Source organism: Vibrio sp. Evd11, from assembly GCF_900382755.1.
Classification (GTDB): domain Bacteria; phylum Pseudomonadota; class Gammaproteobacteria; order Enterobacterales; family Vibrionaceae; genus Vibrio; species Vibrio lentus.
In genome coordinates, this window is the sequence record NZ_OSDX01000009.1 from 82,144 (window position 1) to 102,802 (window position 20,659).

Below are 20,659 nucleotides of genomic sequence, written 5' to 3' on the forward strand. Positions count from 1 at the left end.
GAATTGAAAATTAAACGATTTTTTGCAAAAGATATGCGAACCGCACTGCTCCAAGTTAAAGAAGAACTTGGCTCAGAAGCGGTGATCATGTCTAACAAAAAGGTCGCAGGTGGCGTTGAAATTGTGGCTGCTATTGATGGCGAATCTAGCCCATCGACAGCCAGCCCAAAACTCAATAAGCCTCAGCAGCCTACGCAAAGTCAATATACTCAAATGGCAGCGCCAGCCGCTCCATCTGGCCGTCGTCAGTTAGATGATGACAAAGTCAGCCTGCAGTCGAATGCTGAAGGCGGACGTTCAATGACCAAGCGTTTCGCTAATATGCTCAAGCAATATAGCCATGGCGCAGACGACGAACCGCAGCACCGAGCTGAAAATGAAGATTCGTTATCCGCGTTGCTTAACCGCCAGTCTGGTGGTAATCAATCGGCTCTTGGTAACCAACAGTCTCTCGGTTATCAACAATCTCGCAGCAGTGGCAACGTAGATTCGGCTTTTGCTCGTGAGTCTGGTTTATCCAAATTGATTGCTGAAGATCGCAGAATTGAGCGTCCAGCACCTCGCTTAGATCCTACTCGCTACGATCGCGGCCGTGATCCCGGTCAGTCAAAAGGTTCAGACACCGAAATGGAAACGATGCGCGAAGAGATGACCTCAATTCGCCGTCTGTTAGAGCATCAAGTCTCTGGGCTCATGTGGCAAGAAGTCGAACGTCGCGAACCTTTGCGAGCGATGCTTATTAAGCGCCTAGAACGTATGGGTGTTTCGGCAGAACTCGCCGATCAAATGGCCTGCTACATTCCAGAAGACACAAAACCAGCACGAGCATGGAAAGCCTTGCTTGCTCTGGTCGCTGATCAAATCTCTGTGACACAAAAAGATATTTTAAAACGCGGTGGTATTGTGGCCTTACTTGGCCCGACTGGCGTAGGTAAAACAACTACCGTTGCTAAGCTCGCAGCCCGTGCAGCAATGGAGTACGGTGCAGACAACGTTGCGCTAGTGACAACAGACACATATCGCATAGGTGCACATGAGCAGTTATCGATTTATGGTCGAATTATGGGCTGTCCTGTAAGAGTTGCTAAAGATTCTAGTGAACTGGCCGATGTAATATATCAATTACGTAATCGTCGCCTGATTCTGGTTGATACTGCAGGTATGGGACAGCGAGATGTGCGTCTATCTGAGCAGTTAGACACATTGATGCAAGAGAGTGGTTCCGTTATCAATAGCTACCTTGTGTTGCCGGCAACTGCGCAACGTAAAGTGCTGCAAGAAACCATTGAACACTTTAGAAGAATCCCGTTGTCAGGATGTATCCTGACTAAGCTGGATGAATCGCTCAGTTTGGGTGAGTTCATCAGTGTGGTAATACAAAATGCATTACCAGTTGCTTACATAGCAAATGGTCAACGAGTTCCTGAGGATATCGTTATAGCTCAGCCAAAGTACATGATTGCTAAGGCGAATGAGTTATTAGAGAAATCTACAGAGAATGAACCTCATTACTGGAATAGCGATTCTGAAGGACTCTAGGCGGCGGATAAATATGAATGAAAATATGATACATGATCAAGCTAGCGGCCTCCGTCGCTTAACGAAGCCTTCAATCACGAAAGTTATCGCTGTAACTGGCGGTAAGGGTGGGGTAGGTAAATCTAATGTGACGTTAGGTATGGCTATTTGCATGGCTCGCCAAGGCAAAAAAGTCATGGTACTGGATGCCGATTTAGGATTGGCTAACGTCGACATCATGCTAGGCATTCGTTCTAAACGAAACCTAGGGCACGTTTTGGCGGGTGAGTGTGAACTTAAGGATGCGATTGTCGAAGGGCCGTACGGGATTAAGATAATTCCAGCGACATCGGGTACACAAAGCATGACTGAACTTTCACATGCTCAACATGCTGGTTTGATTCGAGCGTTCGGTTCTCTTGAAGACGAGATGGACATCTTGCTAGTCGATACGGCAGCGGGCATCTCAGACATGGTGATTAGCTTTTCAAGAGCGGCGCAAGATGTCGTGGTTGTGGTTTGTGATGAACCAACTTCGATCACTGATGCTTATGCCTTGATTAAGCTGTTGAGCCGAGAGCACCAAGTTCAGCGATTCAAAATCGTTGCAAATATGGTCAGAAGCTATCGCGAAGGCCGAGAATTATTTGCAAAGTTGACTTTGGTCACAGAGCGTTTCTTGAATGTGAGCCTCGAACTCGTAGCATGTATTCCTTTAGATGATAAAGTACGTCAATCAGTCAAGAGACAGAAAATCGTAGTAGACGCGTTCCCTCGCTCTCCTGCGGCATTGGCAATCAGCTCATTAGCAAATAAAGCATTGACGTGGCCAATACCAAAAACACCAAGCGGACATTTGGAATTTTTTGTTGAAAGGCTGCTGAACCGTCCTGAATTTGTAGAGGAACCATTTGGTGAATAAAGCGCTTACCTACGATCAGCATGCAAATCTCAATAGCCAGCAGGCTTTTTTTGAGAAGTACTCTGTGTTGGTTAAACGTATCGCTCATCACTTGTTGGGGCGATTGCCGCCTAATGTATTGGTTGATGACTTAATTCAAGCTGGCATGATTGGCTTGATTGAAGCTCAACAAAACTATGATGGTACGAAAGGCGCAAGCTTTGAGACGTATGCAGGTATTCGAATTCGTGGCGCTATGTTGGATGACATTCGCCGTGGGGATTGGGTGCCAAGATCGGTTCATAAAAATAATCGAGAAATCAGCAGTGCGATTGCAGAACTGGAGAGTGTTCTTAATCGAGACCCAAGTGATGCCGAAGTGGCAAAACACATGGGACTCAGTTTAGATCATTATCACAGTGCTTTAACCGATATTAACTGCTCAAGATTGGTCGGTATCGAAGATTTAGGCGTCTCGGATGATGTCATATCTCCGAATGAAGACTCTCAAGACAATACGCCTTTTCAAGGGGTTGCAGATGAGTCATTCCGCCAAGCTTTGATCGATTCGATCAAACAACTTCCAGAAAGGGAAGGCCTCGTGCTTTCGCTTTATTACGACGAAGAACTCAATTTAAAAGAGATTGGGGAAGTGTTAGGTGTCAGCGAATCTCGTGTCAGCCAAATACTGAGCCAATCTATGCAGCGTTTACGCACTAAGTTAAGTGCTTGGACACAGAACGACTAACAACACTGGTTTTATTCAGTGGAGGCTAATTTGAACAAAAACATGAAAATTCTCATTGTTGACGACTTTTCAACGATGCGCCGAATTGTTAAAAACCTACTACGCGATTTAGGTTTCAACAACACTCAAGAAGCAGACGATGGCTTGACCGCGTTACCAATGCTGAAAAAAGGCGAATTTGATTTCGTGGTAACCGACTGGAACATGCCTGGTATGCAAGGTATTGACCTGTTAAAACACGTTCGTGCAGACGCAGAACTTAAGCACCTTCCAGTGCTTATGATCACGGCAGAAGCGAAACGTGAACAGATCATCGAAGCTGCTCAAGCAGGTGTTAATGGTTACATTGTGAAGCCTTTCACAGCGGCAACTCTGAAAGAGAAACTTGATAAGATTTTTGATCGCTTATAAGCGTCAATAATAACCTGTTTTTAGGCGCTTCTAGAGAAACACTCACTATTAAGTTTGTTGTTTACCTTAATAGTCGAAGCGTCACAAAGTATGCGGAGTAAGGCCGAACTCAGGATGATTTCATTAGAACAAGCAAAAAAATTAGTAGAGCTGCTTGAAAACGACGAGCAGCAAGGTGCTGATTCTCTTGTTAGAAGCATTTACGAAGATAATTTTAATCTTCAAGACAATCCAATGCTTCAAGAAATAGGTAGTCTGACTCGCGACCTCCATGACTCTTTGGCTCAATTCAATTTCGATGAACGCATCAGCGTTATCGCAAATGATGAAATCCCTGATGCTAGGGATCGCCTTCAATATGTCATTGATAAAACGGAAGTTGCAGCAAACAAGACGATGGACGCAGTCGATCGTTGTATGCCAATAGCAGACAACCTACACGAGTGTTTACTTCAAGTAAGGCCTCAATGGAATGAACTGATGCATGGCCGCATTGAGCTGGCACAATTTAAAGCTTTATGTCACCGCATTGATGGATTACTTGTCCAAGTAGAAGGCGATAGCACTGAACTACGTGGACAACTGACTGAAATCTTGATGGCTCAGGATTTCCAAGATTTAACTGGGCAGATCATTAGCAAAGTTATTACCTTGGTAAATGAGGTTGAAGGACGTTTGGTCGAGATTCTCACGGTATTCGGTGCGAATCAGATAGAGCCAACTCCAGAGAAAGAGAAGAAAGCATCTATTGCTCCTGAGGGTCCAATCATGAACCCAGAAGCGCGCGAAGACGCTGTGGCATCTCAAGATGAAGTCGACGATTTGTTATCCAGTCTTGGATTTTAAAGGTAACGTATGAGCTACGATTTAGACGAAGATATTCTTCAGGACTTTTTAGTCGAAGCAGGAGAGATACTTGAACTCCTATCAGAACAATTGGTAGAGCTTGAGAATAACCCTGACGACAAAGACCTATTAAATGCTATTTTCCGTGGTTTCCATACAGTAAAAGGTGGTGCTGGCTTCCTAGCATTGACTGAGCTGGTGGATACTTGTCATGGTGCTGAGAATGTGTTCGACATTCTAAGAAACGGCCAACGCAGCGTAACATCAGGTTTGATGGACACGATGCTGCAGGCTCTCGATACAGTTAATGTACAGTTTCGAGCCGTGCAAGATCAGGAAGCTTTAGTACCCGCTGACCAATCTTTATTGGATGAACTTCATCGTCTCTGCAAACCAGAGGCTGCTGATGAAGTCGCGCCAGCACCTGTCATCCCTGAACCTGTTGTTGCTGCGCCTGAGCCTGTTGTAGAAAGTTCTAGTATCAGTGCATCTTCAGTGGATGATATCTCTGAAGATGAGTTTGAACGCCTACTTGATGAACTTCATGGTAAAGGCGGTTCACCAACAGCAGCTTCTGCACCAACTCCGCCGCCAGCGCCCGCTGCACCTCAGCCAGTTGCTGACAGTGGTGATATTACTGATGACGAATTTGAAAAGTTATTAGATGAGCTGCACGGTGCCGGTAAGAGTCCGACAGCGGCAAGTTCAACGCCTCCACCGCCATCACCTCCTGTTGCTGCTCCAGTTTCGGCGATGTCTGAAGGCGATGACCTGATGACGGACGAAGAGTTTGAGAAGTTACTTGATCAGTTACATGGTTCAGGTAATGGCCCGTCGATTGAAGAGCTTGATGCTGCAACTAAGCCTGCTGATGTAAAAGCTGCTTCTGTTGCACCTGCACCACAAGTCGCGCCTAAGCCACAGCCAGCAACTCCGGCTGTTGCGAAACCTGCTGCTAAAGCTGAACCTAAGCCGAATGTTCCAGCTAAGAAGCAACAAGCAGAAGCAACGGTTCGTGTTGATACATCAACTCTCGATACCATCATGAACATGGTGGGTGAGTTGGTATTGGTTCGTAACCGACTGGTGAGTTTAGGCTTAAACAGCAACGACGAAGAAATGGCGAAAGCTGTCTCGAATTTAGACGTTGTTACCGCAGACCTTCAAGGCGCGGTAATGAAGACTCGTATGCAGCCGATCAAGAAAGTTTTTGGTCGTTTCCCACGAGTTGTCCGCGACCTTGCTCGTAGTTTGAAGAAAGACATTGTTCTTGAAATGCGCGGTGAAGAAACGGATCTTGATAAGAATTTAGTAGAAGCACTTGCCGATCCACTGATTCACTTAGTGAGAAACTCTGTGGACCACGGTATTGAGATGCCTGAAGCTCGTATTGCGGCTGGCAAATCACAAACAGGTAAAGTGATCCTGTCTGCCTCGCAAGAAGGTGACCATATTGAGTTGGCTATCGTTGATGACGGTGGCGGTATGGACCCTGATAAGCTTCGTGCTATTGCGGTTAAACGTGGTCTGATGGACGAAGACGCAGCGTCTCGTTTATCGAACAAAGAGTGTTTCAATCTTATTTTTGCACCTGGCTTCTCAAGCAAAGAGCAAATTTCAGATATCTCTGGCCGTGGTGTAGGCATGGACGTTGTGAAAACAGCGATCAATACACTGAATGGCTCGATCGATATCGATTCTGAAATGGGTCAAGGCACCAAGATTACGATCAAGGTTCCACTGACGCTTGCGATTCTACCAACCTTGATGGTCGGTGTTGCGGGTCACCCATTCGCATTGCCATTGGCTTCTGTGAACGAGATTTTCCACTTAGACCTTAGCCGCACTAACGTGGTTGATGGCCAGTTGACTATCATCGTTCGTGATAAATCTATCCCGTTGTTCTACTTGCAAAATTGGCTTGCACCAAAAGCCGGTATTGTTGAACTTCGCAAAGGACATGGTCACGTTGTTATCGTTCAGCTTGGCAGCCAAAGAGTTGGCTTTGTTGTCGATACGCTGATTGGCCAAGAAGAAGTCGTTATCAAGCCACTTGATAAGTTGTTGCAAGGTACACCAGGTATGGCAGGCGCGACAATTACAAGTGATGGACACATTGCATTGATTCTCGATGTGCCTGACTTGTTGAAGCAGTACGCTGCAGCATCAAGAATTTAATTTAAGGATAAATATGGCGATTAAAGTATTAGTCGTTGATGATTCGAGCTTTTTCCGCCGTCGCGTAAGCGAGATCATCAACTCAGAGGCTCGCCTAGAAGTCATCGATGTAGCTGTAAATGGTAAAGAAGCGGTTGAAAAAGCAAAGAAGCTTAGACCTGACGTCATTACTATGGACATCGAAATGCCAGTCATGGACGGCATCACAGCCGTTCGTGAAATTATGGCCGCGTCTCCAACGCCTATTTTGATGTTTTCATCGTTAACGCATGATGGTGCTAGAGCAACATTGGATGCGTTAGATGCCGGAGCTCTGGATTTCTTACCTAAGAAGTTCGAAGACATTGCTCGAAACCGAGATGATGCCGTCGCTCTGCTTCAGCAACGTGTGATTCAAATTGCTGCTAAGCGCGCATTTATGCGTCGTGTACCTGTTGCTCCTCGAGCAACGGCAGCAACGACTGCGTCGGCACCTTCATCGCTACGTCAAACTTCAGCGGCAACACCTGCTGCGAAGCCTGTTGTTACATCAACTGCAAAATTTAGAGCGTCAGGTAAAAAGTACCAGTTAACTGCCATTGGTACGTCGACTGGCGGTCCTGTTGCACTACAGAAGATTTTGACTCGCATTCCAGCTCACTATCCACATCCGATTGTGTTGGTTCAGCATATGCCGGCTACCTTTACCGCTGCGTTTGCAAGCCGACTGAATACCTTGTGTAAGATTGAAGTTCGCGAAGCGCAAGACGGAGATGTGTTGAAACCTGGAGTGGCTTATCTTGCTCCCGGTGGTAAACAGATGATGATTGATGGCCGTGCAGGATCTGCTCGCTTGAGAATTATCGACGGCGGCGACCGAATGAATTACAAGCCTTGTGTGGATGTCACATTCGGTTCTGCTGCGAAGATCTACGGTGACAAAGTCTTGTCTATGATACTGACCGGTATGGGCGCTGATGGTCGAGAAGGTTCACGTATGTTAAAAACTGCGGGCTCGACGATTTGGGCACAAGACGAAGATAGCTGTGTTGTATATGGTATGCCTCAAGCTGTAGCAAAAGCTGGCATTTCTACTGAAGACCTACCTCTAGACCGCATTGCGGAAAGGATCTTGGTTGAAGTTGGCTTAGCTTAGGTAAATCGACATGATTGTTTGGAGTGTTGCAAACCAAAAAGGTGGTGTTGGTAAAACAACCACGACAGTGACCTTGGCAGGCTTGCTTGCCTTGAAAGGGCACCGTGTTCTATTGGTTGATACCGATCCACATGCATCACTAACCACTTATCTGGGTTACGACTCAGATACAGTGGAGTCGAGTTTGTTTGATCTGTTTCAGTTGCGTGAGTTTAATGCTCAGACGGTAAGACCGTTGCTGTTACAAACGGAAGTCGAAGGCATCGATATTATCCCTGCACATATGTCGCTCGCGACATTAGACCGTGTGATGGGTAATCGCAGTGGAATGGGGTTAATTTTAAAGCGTGCGCTTGCCGCTTTGAAAGATGATTATGACTATGTACTGATCGATTGTCCGCCGATTCTTGGCGTGATGATGGTCAACGCATTGGCAGCCAGTGATCGTATCCTGATCCCAGTCCAGACTGAGTTTTTAGCAATGAAAGGGTTGGAGCGCATGATCCGCACTCTGACCATCATGCAAAAATCTCGAAAAACACCGTTTAAAGTGACGGTGGTACCAACGATGTATGACAAGCGAACCAAAGCTTCATTACAGACGTTAACTCAGCTGAAAGAAGATTATCCAAATCAAGTTTGGACATCTGCTGTCCCTATTGACACTAAGTTTCGAGATGCAAGCCTAAAGCGCTTACCAGCATCTCATTTTGCATCGGGTAGTCGTGGTGTATTTGCTTACAAACAGCTGCTTATTTATCTCGAAAGGCTGGCGATAAATGAGCGCGAATAACGAATCAACAATGGCGCGACCAAGCTTATCGAGTGAACAAGCACTTGATGATTACTTTACTGCGCTGTTAGGCGATGAAGTTCTGGATTCTGACGAATTTGTTGTTGACGAGTCTAATGATGAGTCATCATCTGCAGAGCCAGAGCCAGAGCCAGAGCCAGAGCCAGAGCCAGAGCCCAAACGTGCTAGTTACTCCACCTATGCAGAATTGCGACAGGCGGAGTTTGAGGTTCCAAATCTTGAGGATGTGCAAAAACTGTTGAGTCGCTTAGAAGCGACGAACGTAGTTGATGAACTGAATCTTGATGAATTAATGGATCAAAACACACAGAAAATTGCTCAGCACGCAGACATGCAAATGTTTGATGCTGCCGTTGAATCCGTTCAGCTTTCTGTAGAACCTGAAATTCAAGACTGGAACCTCCCTGAACCTGATTTTTCAATGGTTGTTGAGCAATCTGTTGAACAAGCTATCGAGCCGACAATTGAGTCACCAATAGCTGAAGAGTTGAACGTCGAAGTTCAACAAGACGAAACGAATATTGAACAACCAGAGATCGAATCGATCAGTGAACCTGAGGTTGAGCTTGAAACTCAATCTGGCGGTATTGAGCGGTTTACATCTTGGGAAAGCACAGCTCGAACAGAAGATTTTCAGGTATTGTATTTTGATGTCAACGGGGTAACTTTTGCGGTTCCTCTTGATGAACTGGGTGGTATTCATCGCCTTGAAGAGTTAAGCCATTTGATTGGTAAGCCTGCTTGGTATTTAGGTTTGCAAACAAACCGAGAGAGTCAGTTAGATGTTGTCGACACCGCAAAATGGGTGATGTCTGAGAAACTAACGAATGATGAATACAAAGAGAACTATCAATATATAGTCATGCTCGGAGAAAGCTTGTGGGGGCTTGCCGGCACGGAGCTGAAAGGTACCGAGCTTCTCAATACAGATAAAGTACGTTGGCGAGAAATGGCAGGGAAAAGGCCTTGGCTCGCTGGTATGGTAAAGGAAAAAATGTGTGCTTTGATTCACGTCGAAGCATTGATCGCCATGCTAAACGCAGGGCTAGATGTAAAAGCATTAAGCTAGTAATAAGCATTAGGCTAACAACAAGCATCAAGTTAATAATAGTGGTCGGTAACGACGGCAAGAGGATTAAATATGTCTCATATGAGTGAAATTGAAGTAAGAAAAGACCCAACTAATGATGAAGTACTTCAATGGGTGACATTCCAGCTAGAAGAAGAAACTTACGGCATTAATGTTATGCAGGTACGTGAAGTACTTCGCTACAGCGAAATCGCTCCAGTACCAGGTGCTCCAGACTACGTTCTAGGTATTATCAACCTACGTGGTAACGTGGTTACTGTTATCGACACTCGTTCTCGCTTTGGTTTGATGCAAGGTGAAATCACAGACAACACTCGTATCATCGTTATTGAATCTGAGCGTCAAGTTATTGGTATCTTAGTGGATAGCGTTGCTGAAGTGGTTTACCTACGCTCTTCTGAAATAGACACGACTCCAAGTGTTGGTACTGACGAAAGTGCTAAGTTCATCCAAGGTGTAAGCAACCGTGATGGCAAGCTGCTTATCTTAGTAGATCTAAACAAACTACTAAGCGAAGACGAATGGGATGAAATGGCTCACCTGTAATGTTTGAAGCGCTTCCTTTGAGTCCTGCAGTGCTAATTGCAGGAGTCGGCGTGTTTACGTTGTTCATCTTGATTTTGCTTAGCAAAGTGAAAAGTGCTATTCAAAAACAGGTGGATCAATCACGCCTTCAAGTTCGTAATTTGGACAAAGAGCTGCAAAAATCGAGTAAGCAATTACTTGAGGTTCGTTCTGTTGTTCTTGGTCTTGGTCAAAAAGTGACTGAGCAGCAAGATGTGATTAAGCATTTGAATGAGCGTATTGTTGAGCTCGAACACGCTGATACGGATGGTCGTTTGTACACACGAGCAACCAAAATGGTTCAGCTTGGGGCTGGGATCAACGAACTGATTGAAGAATGCGAATTGCCAAAAGCGGAAGCTGAGCTAATGATGTCTCTACAGAATAAGCTTGCAGGCAAAGAGAAGATTCCTTCATTAAGAAGTAATCCGTCATCTTTTGATGAACAGCCTTCTTCTCACGATCGCAAGCCTCCACCTCGACGTCGTTAAATTGAGCGCTCAATCCGTATTAATATTCAGATGTTTATTATGTACTCCTCTTAAAAAGAAGCTTCGGCTTCTTTTTTTATGTCTGTCGCTTTATTTATAGAACGATGTTTATAAGTGCTTGTATCTAGAGCAATATCTGCTTCAAGAATAAAAATGTGTAAATTGTGATGCGGTAGTAACAGTTTCTTACGGAGTTTGTTCCCTCGAAAACGCCTAGTCCTGTTTTGTGACCTTGTTGGTGTGCTACTATAGCCCTCTCATTACTCGACTAAATTTACCTATGCTAGAAGTCTCTAATTTAACTGCTATTCGTGACGACAGGGTTCTATTTGAATCGTTGTCTTTTCAGCTAAAACCAGGCGAACTGGTTCAAGTTGAAGGTCGTAACGGTACTGGAAAAACGACACTCCTGAGGATCATCACTGGCTTAGGTGACCGTGATGAAGGCACTATCTCTTGGGATGGCAGTTCTATTGAGTCGAGTCGAGATGTTTATCATCAGAACCTTCTGTTTCTTGGGCACCAAACGGGTGTTAAGCGCGAACTTAGTGCGTATGAGAACCTTAGTTTTTATCAATCGATTCATAACGCTGATACAACTAAGGAAGAGCTCTATCATGCCTTGACTCAAGTGGGGCTAGCGGGAAGAGAAGATGTCCCTGCAGGTCAACTTTCTGCAGGTCAGCAACGCCGTGTTGCGTTGGCACGTCTTTGGTTGAGTAAGCAAATGTTATGGATTTTGGATGAACCACTGACTGCAATTGATAAGCAGGGTGTCAAAGTTCTGGAATCTCTTTTTTCTCAGCATGCGGATAATGGTGGCATTGTGTTATTGACCACTCACCAAGATATGTTTGCTGACAGCCCGAAACTAAGAAAAATAAAGTTGGGTGAGTAATATGATCTCTTCAATGACAATGATCATTCGACGCGAATTGCTTATCGCATTTCGCCGTCAAGCGGATATCTTTAACCCTCTGTGGTTTTTCATCATTGTAATCACCCTTTTTCCGTTAAGTATTGGGCCAGAGCCAAACTTACTCGCTCGCATTGCAGCAGGCATCGTTTGGGTTGCCGCTTTACTCTCTGCATTGCTCTCTTTAGAGCGTTTGTTTCGCGACGATTTTCAAGATGGCGCCCTTGAGCAGATGATGCTGATGCCCATCCCGTTGCAGTTGGTAGTATTGTCCAAGGTCATAGCACACTGGTTATTGACCGGGTTACCATTAATTTTGATTAGTCCTTTATTGGCGGTATTACTGTCTTTGGATTTCGATACCTGGCTGTCGGTTGTTTTAACGTTATTGGTCGGTACACCTGCATTGAGTTTTATTGGTGCGATTGGGGTGGCTTTAACGGTAGGGCTTCAGAAAGGTGGTGTGCTTTTAAGCCTGCTTATTTTACCGCTTTATATCCCAATTCTTATATTTGCTACATCAGCGATTGATGCGGCAGCACTAGGCGTTGCGTATAACGGACAATTAGCTGTGTTAGGGGCAATGCTAATGGGCGCAATGACGCTCACCCCATTTGCCATAAGCGCAGCGCTGAGAGTGAGTGTTAACTAGTTAATTATCCAATTAAAACTAGCTAACCAAGCGCTCACCACCGCTTTGTTTGTTCAAAGTGAACTAATTTAAGCTTTCAGACTCATAGAGTCACTGAAAGAGACGTAAGCCAAATAAATTATAATAATTATAGCTGTGATAGCTGTAAGCAATATGAAGTAAGAGTGAGATTACAACATGTGGAAATGGCTCCATCCCTATGCCAAAGCAGAAACCTCTTATCAGCTAGCTGGTAAACTTTTGCCGTGGTTCTCTATCCTAGCGCTATTGTGTCTATCCGTCGGTACTGTATGGGGGCTTGCATTTGCGCCTTCTGATTATCAACAAGGCGATAGTTTTCGTATCATCTACATCCATGTTCCGTCTGCGATTTGGTCGATGGGCGTATACATGTCGATGGCAATTGCGGCATTTATCGGCTTGGTATGGCAGGTAAGACTATCAGATATGGCTGCATTGGCTATGGCGCCTATTGGTGCTGTTTTTACCTTCATAGCGCTGCTAACCGGTGCTGTGTGGGGGAAACCAATGTGGGGTGCTTGGTGGGTCTGGGATGCGCGTTTGACCTCAGAGCTGATTCTTCTATTCCTATACTTAGGTGTGATTGCACTACACCACGCGTTTGATGACCAAAAAACCGCAGCGAAAGCAGCAGGTATTTTGGCTATCGTTGGTGTCATCAACCTACCTATCATTCACTTTTCAGTAGAGTGGTGGAACACACTTCACCAAGGCGCGACGATTACGAAGTTCGATCAGCCTTCTATTTCAAGTGACATGCTATGGCCGCTTCTTCTTAACATCTTCGGCTTCGCCTTTTTCTTTGGTGCTGTGACTATGGTTCGTTTTAGAAACGAAATTATCAGTAAAGAAAGTCACCGTCCGTGGGTTCGTAAACTCGCGGCTGATAAAGCGTAGTAGGGTAGGTAATTATGTATTTTGAATCTCTGAGTGATTTCTTTGCCATGGGTGGCTACGCCTCATATGTATGGAGTGCATTTGGAATCACATTCCTCGCGATGATCATTTTACTGGTCTTAAGCGTTCGTCGTGGTAAGCAATTACTAAATGAAGTACAAGCGAAGATTGATCGTCAAGCTCGTATCGATGCAGCAAAAAATATGGAGAACACTCTATGAACCCAAGACGCAAAAAGAGGCTAGGCATTGTCTTAGCGATCTTTTTTGGTATCAGTGCAACTATTGGATTAATGGTTTATGCGCTTAACCAGAACATGGATCTGTTCTACACGCCAACTGAGCTTGTTAATGGCAAAGACGGTAAGAAACCTGAAGTTGGCCAACGCCTGCGTATTGGTGGCATGGTTGTAGTCGGTTCTGTAAGCCGTGACAACGAATCACTACGTGTAAGCTTTGACTTGAAAGATGTTGGTCCTAAAGTAACGATTTTATACGATGGCATTCTTCCTGATCTTTTCCGTGAAGGACAAGGTATTGTTGCTCAAGGCGTTCTAAAAGATGCGACAACAATTGAAGCGTTCGAAGTCTTAGCGAAACACGATGAAGAGTACATGCCTTCTGAAGTTGCTGAAGCAATGAAGAAAACCCATGAGCCAATGCAGTACTCGACAGAACAAAAAGAAGGAAGTGCTCAATGATAGCCGAGATCGGCCACTTTGCCATGATCCTGTCCTTAGGGCTGGGCTTGCTTTTGAGTGTGCTCCCACTGTATGGGGCTGCTCGAAATAACACATTATTAATGAACAGTGCGCGACCGCTATCGTGGGGTATGTTCGGATTCCTAGCGATTTCGTTTTTTATCCTATGTTACGCGTTCTACACCAATGATTTTACGATTCAATACGTAGCAAGTAACTCGAATAGCCAACTTCCTTGGTACTACCGAATCACTGCGGTTTGGGGGGCTCACGAAGGTTCATTATTGCTTTGGGTTCTTATCCAAGCGGGTTGGACGGTTGCCGTGGCGACATTCAGCCGTGGTATGCCTCAAGAGTCTGTGGCTCGTGTGCTGGCTATCATGGGTTTGATTACTGTCGGCTTCTTGCTGTTCATTATCGTAACATCTAACCCGTTCTTACGAACACTGCCTTACTTTCCTGTTGATGGCCGTGACTTAAACCCACTACTGCAAGACCCGGGTTTGATCATTCACCCGCCAATGCTTTACATGGGCTACGTAGGTTTCTCTGTTGCGTTCTCTTTCGCTATTGCATCTCTAATGAGCGGTCGTTTAGATACGGCATGGGCTCGCTGGTCTCGCCCTTGGACAATCGCTGCTTGGTTATTCCTAACTGTAGGTATCGCACTTGGTTCATGGTGGGCTTACTACGAACTTGGCTGGGGTGGCTGGTGGTTTTGGGATCCAGTAGAAAATGCTTCTTTCATGCCTTGGTTAGCTGGTACAGCGCTGATGCACTCACTAGCGGTAACCGAAAAGCGTGGCACATTTAAAGCTTGGACAGTATTGCTGGCTATCTCTGCATTCTCACTAAGCTTGCTGGGTACATTCCTAGTTCGTTCGGGCATCTTGGTATCTGTTCATGCATTCGCATCAGATCCTGCTCGTGGTATGTTTATTCTAGGCTTCCTAGTGTTCGTTATCGGTGGTTCACTGCTGTTGTTTGCTGTAAAAGGTGCATCGGTTCGTGTCCGTGGTAATTTTGATTTGGTTTCTCGTGAAAACGCACTACTTGGCAACAACGTATTGTTGATTGCAGCGTTAGTGGTTGTGTTAGTCGGTACGCTATTACCATTAGTCCACAAACAGTTAGGTCTGGGTTCGGTTTCTATCGGTGCACCATTCTTTGACATGTTGTTCTTCTGGTTAATGATCCCGTTCTCGTTCCTATTGGGTATCGGTCCATTGATCCGTTGGAAGCGTGACAACCTGTCTAAGCTGATTAAGCCAATGTTAGTGTCGGGTATCTTCTCGTTAGGTTTAAGTGCGCTAATGGTGACCATGCTAGCTGACCGCTTCAGTGGTACTGCTTTTGCTGGTTGGGTGATGGCGTTCTGGATCATCTTCATGCATGGCTTTGAATTGCATGAGCGTGCAACACACCGTCATACCTTCATGAAAGGCCTAACCAAGCTACCTCGTAGCCATTGGGCTATGATCTGTGGTCATATTGGTTTAGCCGTAACAGTGATTGGTATTGCGATGGTGCAGAACTACAGCATTGAGCGTGATGTGCGTTTAGCGCCAGGCGAAAGCTACCAACTTGAAGAATACAGCTTCCTGTTTACAGGGGTACGTGACAAAGATGGCCCTAACTACGATGGTTACATTGCTGACTTTGAAATTACCAAAGAAGGCAAATACATCAACACGCTTCACGCTGAAAAACGTTTCTACACTACTGCCAAGTCTATGATGACAGAAGCGGCGATCGATCGTGGCGTAACGCGCGACCTTTACATCGCGATGGGTGAGCGTTTAGACGACAACAAATCTTGGGCTGTACGTATCTACTACAAACCATTTGTACGTTGGATCTGGGCAGGTTCTTTGATCATGGCAATTGGTGGTGTTATTGCCATCAGTGACCGTCGTTACCGTTTCCGTAAGCCAACGAAAAAATCGGCTCAAGAGCAGGAGGCTTAATTCGAATGAACAAAAAGATTTTATTCATTCCATTGATTGCGTTCATGGTTCTAGTTGGAATCTTTGCAACTCAATTGATTCGTAACCAGTCGGGTGATGACCCGACTAAACTTGAATCCGTATTAATTGGCAAGCAGGTTCCTGAGTTTGGCCTAGAGGATTTGGAACAACCGGGTAAGTTCCATGATCAAGCTATCTTTAAAGGTGAACCACTGCTTCTTAATGTGTGGGCGACTTGGTGTCCGACTTGCTACGCAGAGCACTCTTACCTAAACAAGCTTTCTGATCAAGGCGTTAAGATTATTGGTCTTAACTACAAAGATGATCGCAATAAAGCGGTAGGTTGGTTAAACGAGTTAGGTAACCCGTACTTAATCAGTTTGTTTGATGGCGACGGAATGCTAGGTCTCGACCTTGGTGTTTATGGCGCTCCAGAGACGTTCTTAATCGATGCTGACGGTATAGTTCGCTATCGTCATGTTGGTGACGTAAATCCAACTAACTGGGCATCGACACTTAAGCCGATGTACCAGAAGTTGTTGGAGGAAGCGAAATGATTAAGAAAGCACTGATTATTCTACTCGCTACATTTGCTCTTTCGGCGACAGTTTCTGCTGCGCCTATCGAATTTCATGAATTTGATACGGTTGACCAAGAACAACAGTTCAAAGAGTTAAGCAACACGCTGCGTTGTCCAAAATGTCAGAACAACACGATTGGTGATTCGAATGCAGAGCTTGCGGTCGACTTGCGTCAAAAAGTGTATGAGATGACAAAAGACGGTAAGTCGAAGCAAGACATCATTGATTATATGATTGCTCGCTACGGCAACTTTGTTACTTATAATCCACCACTGACACTAGCCACATCGATCCTTTGGGTTGGCCCATTTTCGGTTGTTGTGTTCGGATTTGGTTTGATCATTTTACGAAGCAGAAAATCAAAGTCGAAAGCAGTGGAGTCAGATAAAGACTGGGATGCAGACAAAGAAGCTCGCTTAAAAGCGTTACTCGATGAAGAGAACGACGGAGATAAGAAGTAATGACTCTATTTTGGATTTCTACAGTTGTCCTTTCATTAGCGGCGATTTTGTTTGTTGTTATGCCTTTCATTAATAAGAAGGCGAACAATGACGAAATGCTTCGCGACGAGTTGAACAAAGCATTCTATAAAGATCGTCTCGTTGAATTAGAAGTAGAAGCAGAAGAAGGTCTTGTTGATAACCAACAAGAACTGATCGCTGATTTGAAACAGTCTCTACTTGATGATGTACCTGCACAGAAAGATATGAAAAAAACACAGGTCTCTACGTTGGGTGTTGTTGTTCCTTCTGTGATTCTGGTTCTGGTTGTGACTTATGGTATGTACTTTCAGTTTGGTGCATTAGATAAGGTTCAACACTGGCAAGAAGTGAGTTCGAACCTTCCTGAGTTGTCTAAAAAGCTGATGTCATCAGAAGGTGGTGCGCTAACCGATGATGAACTTGAAGATTTGACTCTAGCGCTTCGTACTCGTCTTCACTACCAACCAAAAGATTCGACCGGTTGGTTACTGCTTGGCCGTATTGCGTTAGCAAACCGTGACGCTGAAACAGCGAAAGATTCTATGGAAAGAGCTTATAAACTTGAACCTAAGAATGAAGATGTTCAGCTAGGTTTTGCTCAAGCACTGATGCTTTCACCTGATGAAGCCGATCAAAACCAAGCGCGTTTGATTTTGAGCCGTTTGATTCAAAACGATTATGTAGACCTTCGAGTATTCTCGCTGCTAGCGTTTGATTCGTTTGAACGTCAAGATTATCCTGGTGCTGTTAAGTACTGGAGCATCATGCAGCAGATGATTGGTCCACAAGATAGCCGCTATGAGATGCTGTCACGCAGTATTGAAAGTGCTCAGAAGAAAATGGGCGACACCATGGGTGTTGACCAAGGTAAGAGTGTTGCAGTAACGCTTGAGCTGTCTGGCGATGTGAATGCCGATCCTAAGTCTGTGCTGGTTGTTTCGGTACATAGAGCTGATGGTTCACCAATGCCGATTGCTGCCGCTCGTTATCCGCTAGGAACTTTCCCTCGTACTGTCGTTCTTGATGATGGCAACAGCATGTTGGAAGGACAGAAACTGTCCAGCCTTGAAACTCTAATGGTTAGAGCTAGGCTTGATACAGATGGTAACGTTTCAACTCGTGATGGTGATTGGTACGGTGAAAGTGAAGTGGTTGAACTGGGTGCTCCAGTGACCATCAACATCAATAAGCAATATTAATCATCACTTTGCATACGTGTTAGCTATTCCGATTTCACGATAAACGGTATAGACTTACGAAAACAATTGAGGCCAGCGATTACTGGCCTTTTTTATTAAATGAATTCCTTATGGAAAAGGTGATATGTCTGTCAGTGTTTTAAGACTCTCGAGTTTACTTTTTATCGCAAGCTTAACGGTGGGCTGTTCTAGCGCGCCAGATGAAAGCGCTAACGATAATAACCTCGAAACCTCTGAATACGTCGAAGAGTCCCATCCGAATGACCCTTTTGAAGGGTTCAACCGAGCGATGTGGGATATCAACTACGAGTATTTAGACCCTTATTTAGTTCGACCTGTTTCCCTCGCTTATGTTGACTACACCCCTGTACCCGTTCGCTCTGGTATCTCAAATTTTTTAGCTAACTTAGACGAACCTGCGAGCATGGTGAACAACATATTCATGGGCAATGGCGAGAAAGCACTCGACCATTTCAACCGCTTTTGGATTAACTCAACATTTGGTCTTTTGGGCTTGATTGATATTGCGAGTGAAGCCGGGATCACCAAGTATGATGATAAATCGTTTTCTGATGCGATTGGCCATTATGGAGTAGGGAATGGGCCGTACTTTATGGTGCCGGGTTATGGTCCTATTACGACTCGTGAGGTGACAGAGCAAGTAGACAGCTTATATGTTCCTTTGTCCCTGTTGAACTTCTGGGCTAGCTTAGGTAAGTGGGCATTTGAAGGTATGGAGACACGTGCTCAGTTAGTATCGCAAGAAGCCTTGTTGGATGACTCTCCGGATCCGTATGCTCTGACTCGTGAGGTCTACATTCAACGTCGTGACTTTAAAGCCGAAATTGAACCCGAAGAAGTTGACCTCGAAGAAGAAGATTTCATCGATGGGTACCTAGAAGATTACTAGATATAACACTCTGAATAGCGCATAAAAGAAAGGCTCGATGTTGATCTAACATCGAGCCTTTTTAATGTTTGTTACTTTAGATTAAGTAAAACAGATTAGAAGCGGTAGTTAGCTTGGATACCAACTAGCCAGATACTACCTGTCACTTCACCTTCGAAGTCACCACCAAATGGGGCAGAACTTGCATCATCTTCAAGCATTTTTGCATCTTTCGCTAGGATGTAAGTGAAGCCTGCATCTAGAGTTAGTTGCTCAGACCATTGATAGCCTGCACCAATGCTCAACCAAGTGCGGTCTGTTTCTGGGATCGTCGCTGTACGGTGCTCTTCGCTTACAGCAGAAGTGTCATATGCTATACCAGAACGTAGAGCCAGCTTTGGCGTCATTTGATAAGTCGTACCGATAGCAAAGCGGTAGTTGTCTTCCCAGTTCTCTTCTTTGATATCTTGAGTTCTAGCTGGGCCGAATTCAGGGATGTCTGCAACTAGCTCTTTAAAGCTGCTCCAGTTAGTCCAGTTAACGCTCGCGTGTACCGCTACTTTGTCTGTTAACTGATGAAAACTAGCCAATTCTGCTGTAGCAGGAAGAGCTAACGCCATAGACCCGTTGTACTTAGATTTAACTGGTCCACCAATTGCGTTTGCTACGGAATCAAAAGCAAGACCTTCTGCGTGACCTTCCAATGTTAGATCTACCTCAGATTTGTAGGTGAATCCTAGGCGGTTGCTTTCATTGATCTGCCAAGCTGTACCGACTTGCCAGCCCCACGCTGTATCATCACCTTCCATGTATTTAAGAGCATCACCTTGGTTTACCATGGTTGGGATTGTTATTGCTGATACCGCACCAAAGCTACCTTCAGCCATGATGTAACGAATACCACCACCAATAGATACGCTTTCAAGTACTTGGTATGCAGCGTTTAGGTTCAGCTCCATAGTAGTAACGCTTGCTTCGTTACCGTGGTTTGCGCCACCGAAGTCTTTACCTAGGTCTGTTTCCATGCCGTAGTTAGTGCCGGCAGCAAAGCCCAACGCGAATTTGTCGTTGTACTTATGAGAAACATAAAAGTTTGGAATTACTGCACTGTGGGCGAAGTCACTAGAGTTTGAGGTCGTTGTACCACGAAGTGTTGTAGAGGTGCCGTCAACGTCAATATTTGGATCTACATAGATACCACCAACTGAAACTTGAGTGCCTTCTAGGTAAGTTAGCATTGCAGGGTTACGCCATTGTGCGTCTGCACCGTCAGCCATTGCTGCTTCACCAGCGTATGCGCGACCTAGGCCTGTTGCTGAGTATTCTGCTAGTTGAAAGCCTGCTGCTTGAGTCACAGTAGAAGTCGAAAGTAGTCCAACTGCCACTGCAGCAGATAGAAGAGTCTTATTCATTTTCATTATTATGTTCGCTGAATCATAAGTATTTAGTGGCGTGATTCTACGTTTAGAGTTATTACTTTAAAAATGAAATTCGAATAAAACAGCATTTTAGGGATTTAATGATAAAATGTGACTGATTATTAGGTAAATAGTCTGAATGTTTCGGCTGTGTTGCGTAATTTGAGCGTACACCTGTAGGCGTATTTTGCCTTTGCAGGCTACAGCTGTAAGCCTAAATTGATGTCAGTCAGTGGTTTAG

The 20,659-nt window shown here is 45.0% G+C and carries 22 protein-coding genes; 21 read left to right on the top strand and 1 reads right to left on the bottom strand.

The genetic code is table 11. The annotated features are described in order from the left end of the window. Positions 1-3: 3 nt before the first annotated feature. The 21 genes from flhF (at position 4) to ED652_RS06105 (ending at position 19,021) form a co-directional block, all read left to right on the top strand. The gene (gene flhF, locus ED652_RS06005) at positions 4-1,539 is read left to right on the top strand and encodes a flagellar biosynthesis protein FlhF (protein WP_122053837.1); all 1,536 of its coding nucleotides are present in this window, start codon (positions 4-6) and stop codon (positions 1,537-1,539) included. Between the two features lie 13 nt (positions 1,540-1,552). Beyond that, the gene (locus ED652_RS06010; RefSeq protein WP_017110122.1) at positions 1,553-2,440 is read left to right on the top strand and encodes a MinD/ParA family protein; all 888 of its coding nucleotides are present in this window, start codon (positions 1,553-1,555) and stop codon (positions 2,438-2,440) included. Further along, complete coding sequence (locus tag ED652_RS06015; RefSeq protein WP_122053838.1) at positions 2,433-3,167, top strand: RNA polymerase sigma factor FliA; 735 nt, start codon at positions 2,433-2,435, stop codon at positions 3,165-3,167. Before ED652_RS06010 ends, ED652_RS06015 begins: the two co-directional genes overlap by 8 nt. A 42-nt stretch (positions 3,168-3,209) precedes the next feature. Then, positions 3,210-3,578 (top strand): chemotaxis response regulator CheY, encoded by a 369-nt coding sequence (cheY, locus tag ED652_RS06020; RefSeq protein WP_017104841.1) that lies wholly within the window; start codon positions 3,210-3,212, stop codon positions 3,576-3,578. Positions 3,579-3,692: 114 nt separating this feature from the next. Continuing rightward, positions 3,693-4,424 (top strand): protein phosphatase CheZ, encoded by a 732-nt coding sequence (locus ED652_RS06025; RefSeq protein WP_122053840.1) that lies wholly within the window; start codon positions 3,693-3,695, stop codon positions 4,422-4,424. A gap of 9 nt (positions 4,425-4,433) precedes the next feature. Beyond that, positions 4,434-6,602 (top strand): chemotaxis protein CheA, encoded by a 2,169-nt coding sequence (locus ED652_RS06030; protein WP_122053841.1) that lies wholly within the window; start codon positions 4,434-4,436, stop codon positions 6,600-6,602. Between the two features lie 13 nt (positions 6,603-6,615). Next, positions 6,616-7,737, top strand: a complete 1,122-nt coding sequence (locus ED652_RS06035; RefSeq protein ID WP_122053843.1) for a chemotaxis response regulator protein-glutamate methylesterase — start codon at positions 6,616-6,618, stop codon at positions 7,735-7,737. A gap of 10 nt (positions 7,738-7,747) precedes the next feature. After that, positions 7,748-8,530: a ParA family protein gene (locus tag ED652_RS06040; protein WP_017104845.1), complete on the top strand. Its 783-nt coding sequence runs from the start codon at positions 7,748-7,750 to the stop codon at positions 8,528-8,530. Further along, complete coding sequence (locus ED652_RS06045) at positions 8,517-9,620, top strand: chemotaxis protein CheW (RefSeq protein WP_122053844.1); 1,104 nt, start codon at positions 8,517-8,519, stop codon at positions 9,618-9,620. The genes ED652_RS06040 and ED652_RS06045 overlap by 14 nt, the downstream gene beginning before the upstream one ends. 72 nt (positions 9,621-9,692) lie before the next feature. Further along, positions 9,693-10,187: a chemotaxis protein CheW gene (locus tag ED652_RS06050; RefSeq protein WP_004736225.1), complete on the top strand. Its 495-nt coding sequence runs from the start codon at positions 9,693-9,695 to the stop codon at positions 10,185-10,187. Continuing rightward, positions 10,187-10,696: a DUF2802 domain-containing protein gene (locus tag ED652_RS06055; RefSeq protein ID WP_017104847.1), complete on the top strand. Its 510-nt coding sequence runs from the start codon at positions 10,187-10,189 to the stop codon at positions 10,694-10,696. Before ED652_RS06050 ends, ED652_RS06055 begins: the two co-directional genes overlap by 1 nt. Before the next feature lie 280 nt (positions 10,697-10,976). Beyond that, a complete protein-coding gene (gene ccmA, locus ED652_RS06060; RefSeq protein ID WP_102278647.1) occupies positions 10,977-11,594 on the top strand; it encodes a cytochrome c biogenesis heme-transporting ATPase CcmA in 618 nt (205 codons plus the stop codon). Position 11,595: 1 nt separating this feature from the next. Next, positions 11,596-12,264, top strand: coding sequence for a heme exporter protein CcmB (ccmB, locus tag ED652_RS06065; RefSeq protein WP_122053846.1), 669 nt, complete (start codon positions 11,596-11,598; stop codon positions 12,262-12,264). Positions 12,265-12,441: 177 nt separating this feature from the next. Beyond that, on the top strand, positions 12,442-13,182 hold the full coding sequence (locus ED652_RS06070) for a heme ABC transporter permease (protein WP_004736229.1): 741 nt from the start codon (positions 12,442-12,444) through the stop codon (positions 13,180-13,182). Between the two features lie 14 nt (positions 13,183-13,196). Further along, on the top strand, positions 13,197-13,403 hold the full coding sequence (ccmD, locus tag ED652_RS06075) for a heme exporter protein CcmD (RefSeq protein ID WP_004736230.1): 207 nt from the start codon (positions 13,197-13,199) through the stop codon (positions 13,401-13,403). Continuing rightward, positions 13,400-13,882, top strand: a complete 483-nt coding sequence (gene ccmE / locus ED652_RS06080; protein WP_076678082.1) for a cytochrome c maturation protein CcmE — start codon at positions 13,400-13,402, stop codon at positions 13,880-13,882. Before ccmD ends, ccmE begins: the two co-directional genes overlap by 4 nt. Next, positions 13,879-15,849, top strand: coding sequence for a heme lyase CcmF/NrfE family subunit (locus ED652_RS06085; protein ID WP_102465761.1), 1,971 nt, complete (start codon positions 13,879-13,881; stop codon positions 15,847-15,849). Before ccmE ends, ED652_RS06085 begins: the two co-directional genes overlap by 4 nt. Before the next feature lie 5 nt (positions 15,850-15,854). After that, positions 15,855-16,406, top strand: a complete 552-nt coding sequence (locus ED652_RS06090; protein ID WP_122053848.1) for a DsbE family thiol:disulfide interchange protein — start codon at positions 15,855-15,857, stop codon at positions 16,404-16,406. Further along, on the top strand, positions 16,403-16,891 hold the full coding sequence (locus tag ED652_RS06095; protein ID WP_122053850.1) for a cytochrome c-type biogenesis protein: 489 nt from the start codon (positions 16,403-16,405) through the stop codon (positions 16,889-16,891). The genes ED652_RS06090 and ED652_RS06095 overlap by 4 nt, the downstream gene beginning before the upstream one ends. Next, positions 16,891-18,111, top strand: coding sequence for a c-type cytochrome biogenesis protein CcmI (gene ccmI, locus ED652_RS06100; protein WP_122053851.1), 1,221 nt, complete (start codon positions 16,891-16,893; stop codon positions 18,109-18,111). Before ED652_RS06095 ends, ccmI begins: the two co-directional genes overlap by 1 nt. Before the next feature lie 124 nt (positions 18,112-18,235). Beyond that, a complete protein-coding gene (locus tag ED652_RS06105; RefSeq protein WP_122053852.1) occupies positions 18,236-19,021 on the top strand; it encodes a VacJ family lipoprotein in 786 nt (261 codons plus the stop codon). Positions 19,022-19,116: 95 nt separating this feature from the next. Here the strand turns inward: ED652_RS06105 and ED652_RS06110 are convergent, their stop codons facing one another. Continuing rightward, positions 19,117-20,418: an outer membrane protein transport protein gene (locus ED652_RS06110; RefSeq protein WP_122053853.1), complete on the bottom strand. Its 1,302-nt coding sequence runs from the start codon at positions 20,416-20,418 to the stop codon at positions 19,117-19,119. Between the last annotated feature and the right edge of the window lie 241 nt (positions 20,419-20,659).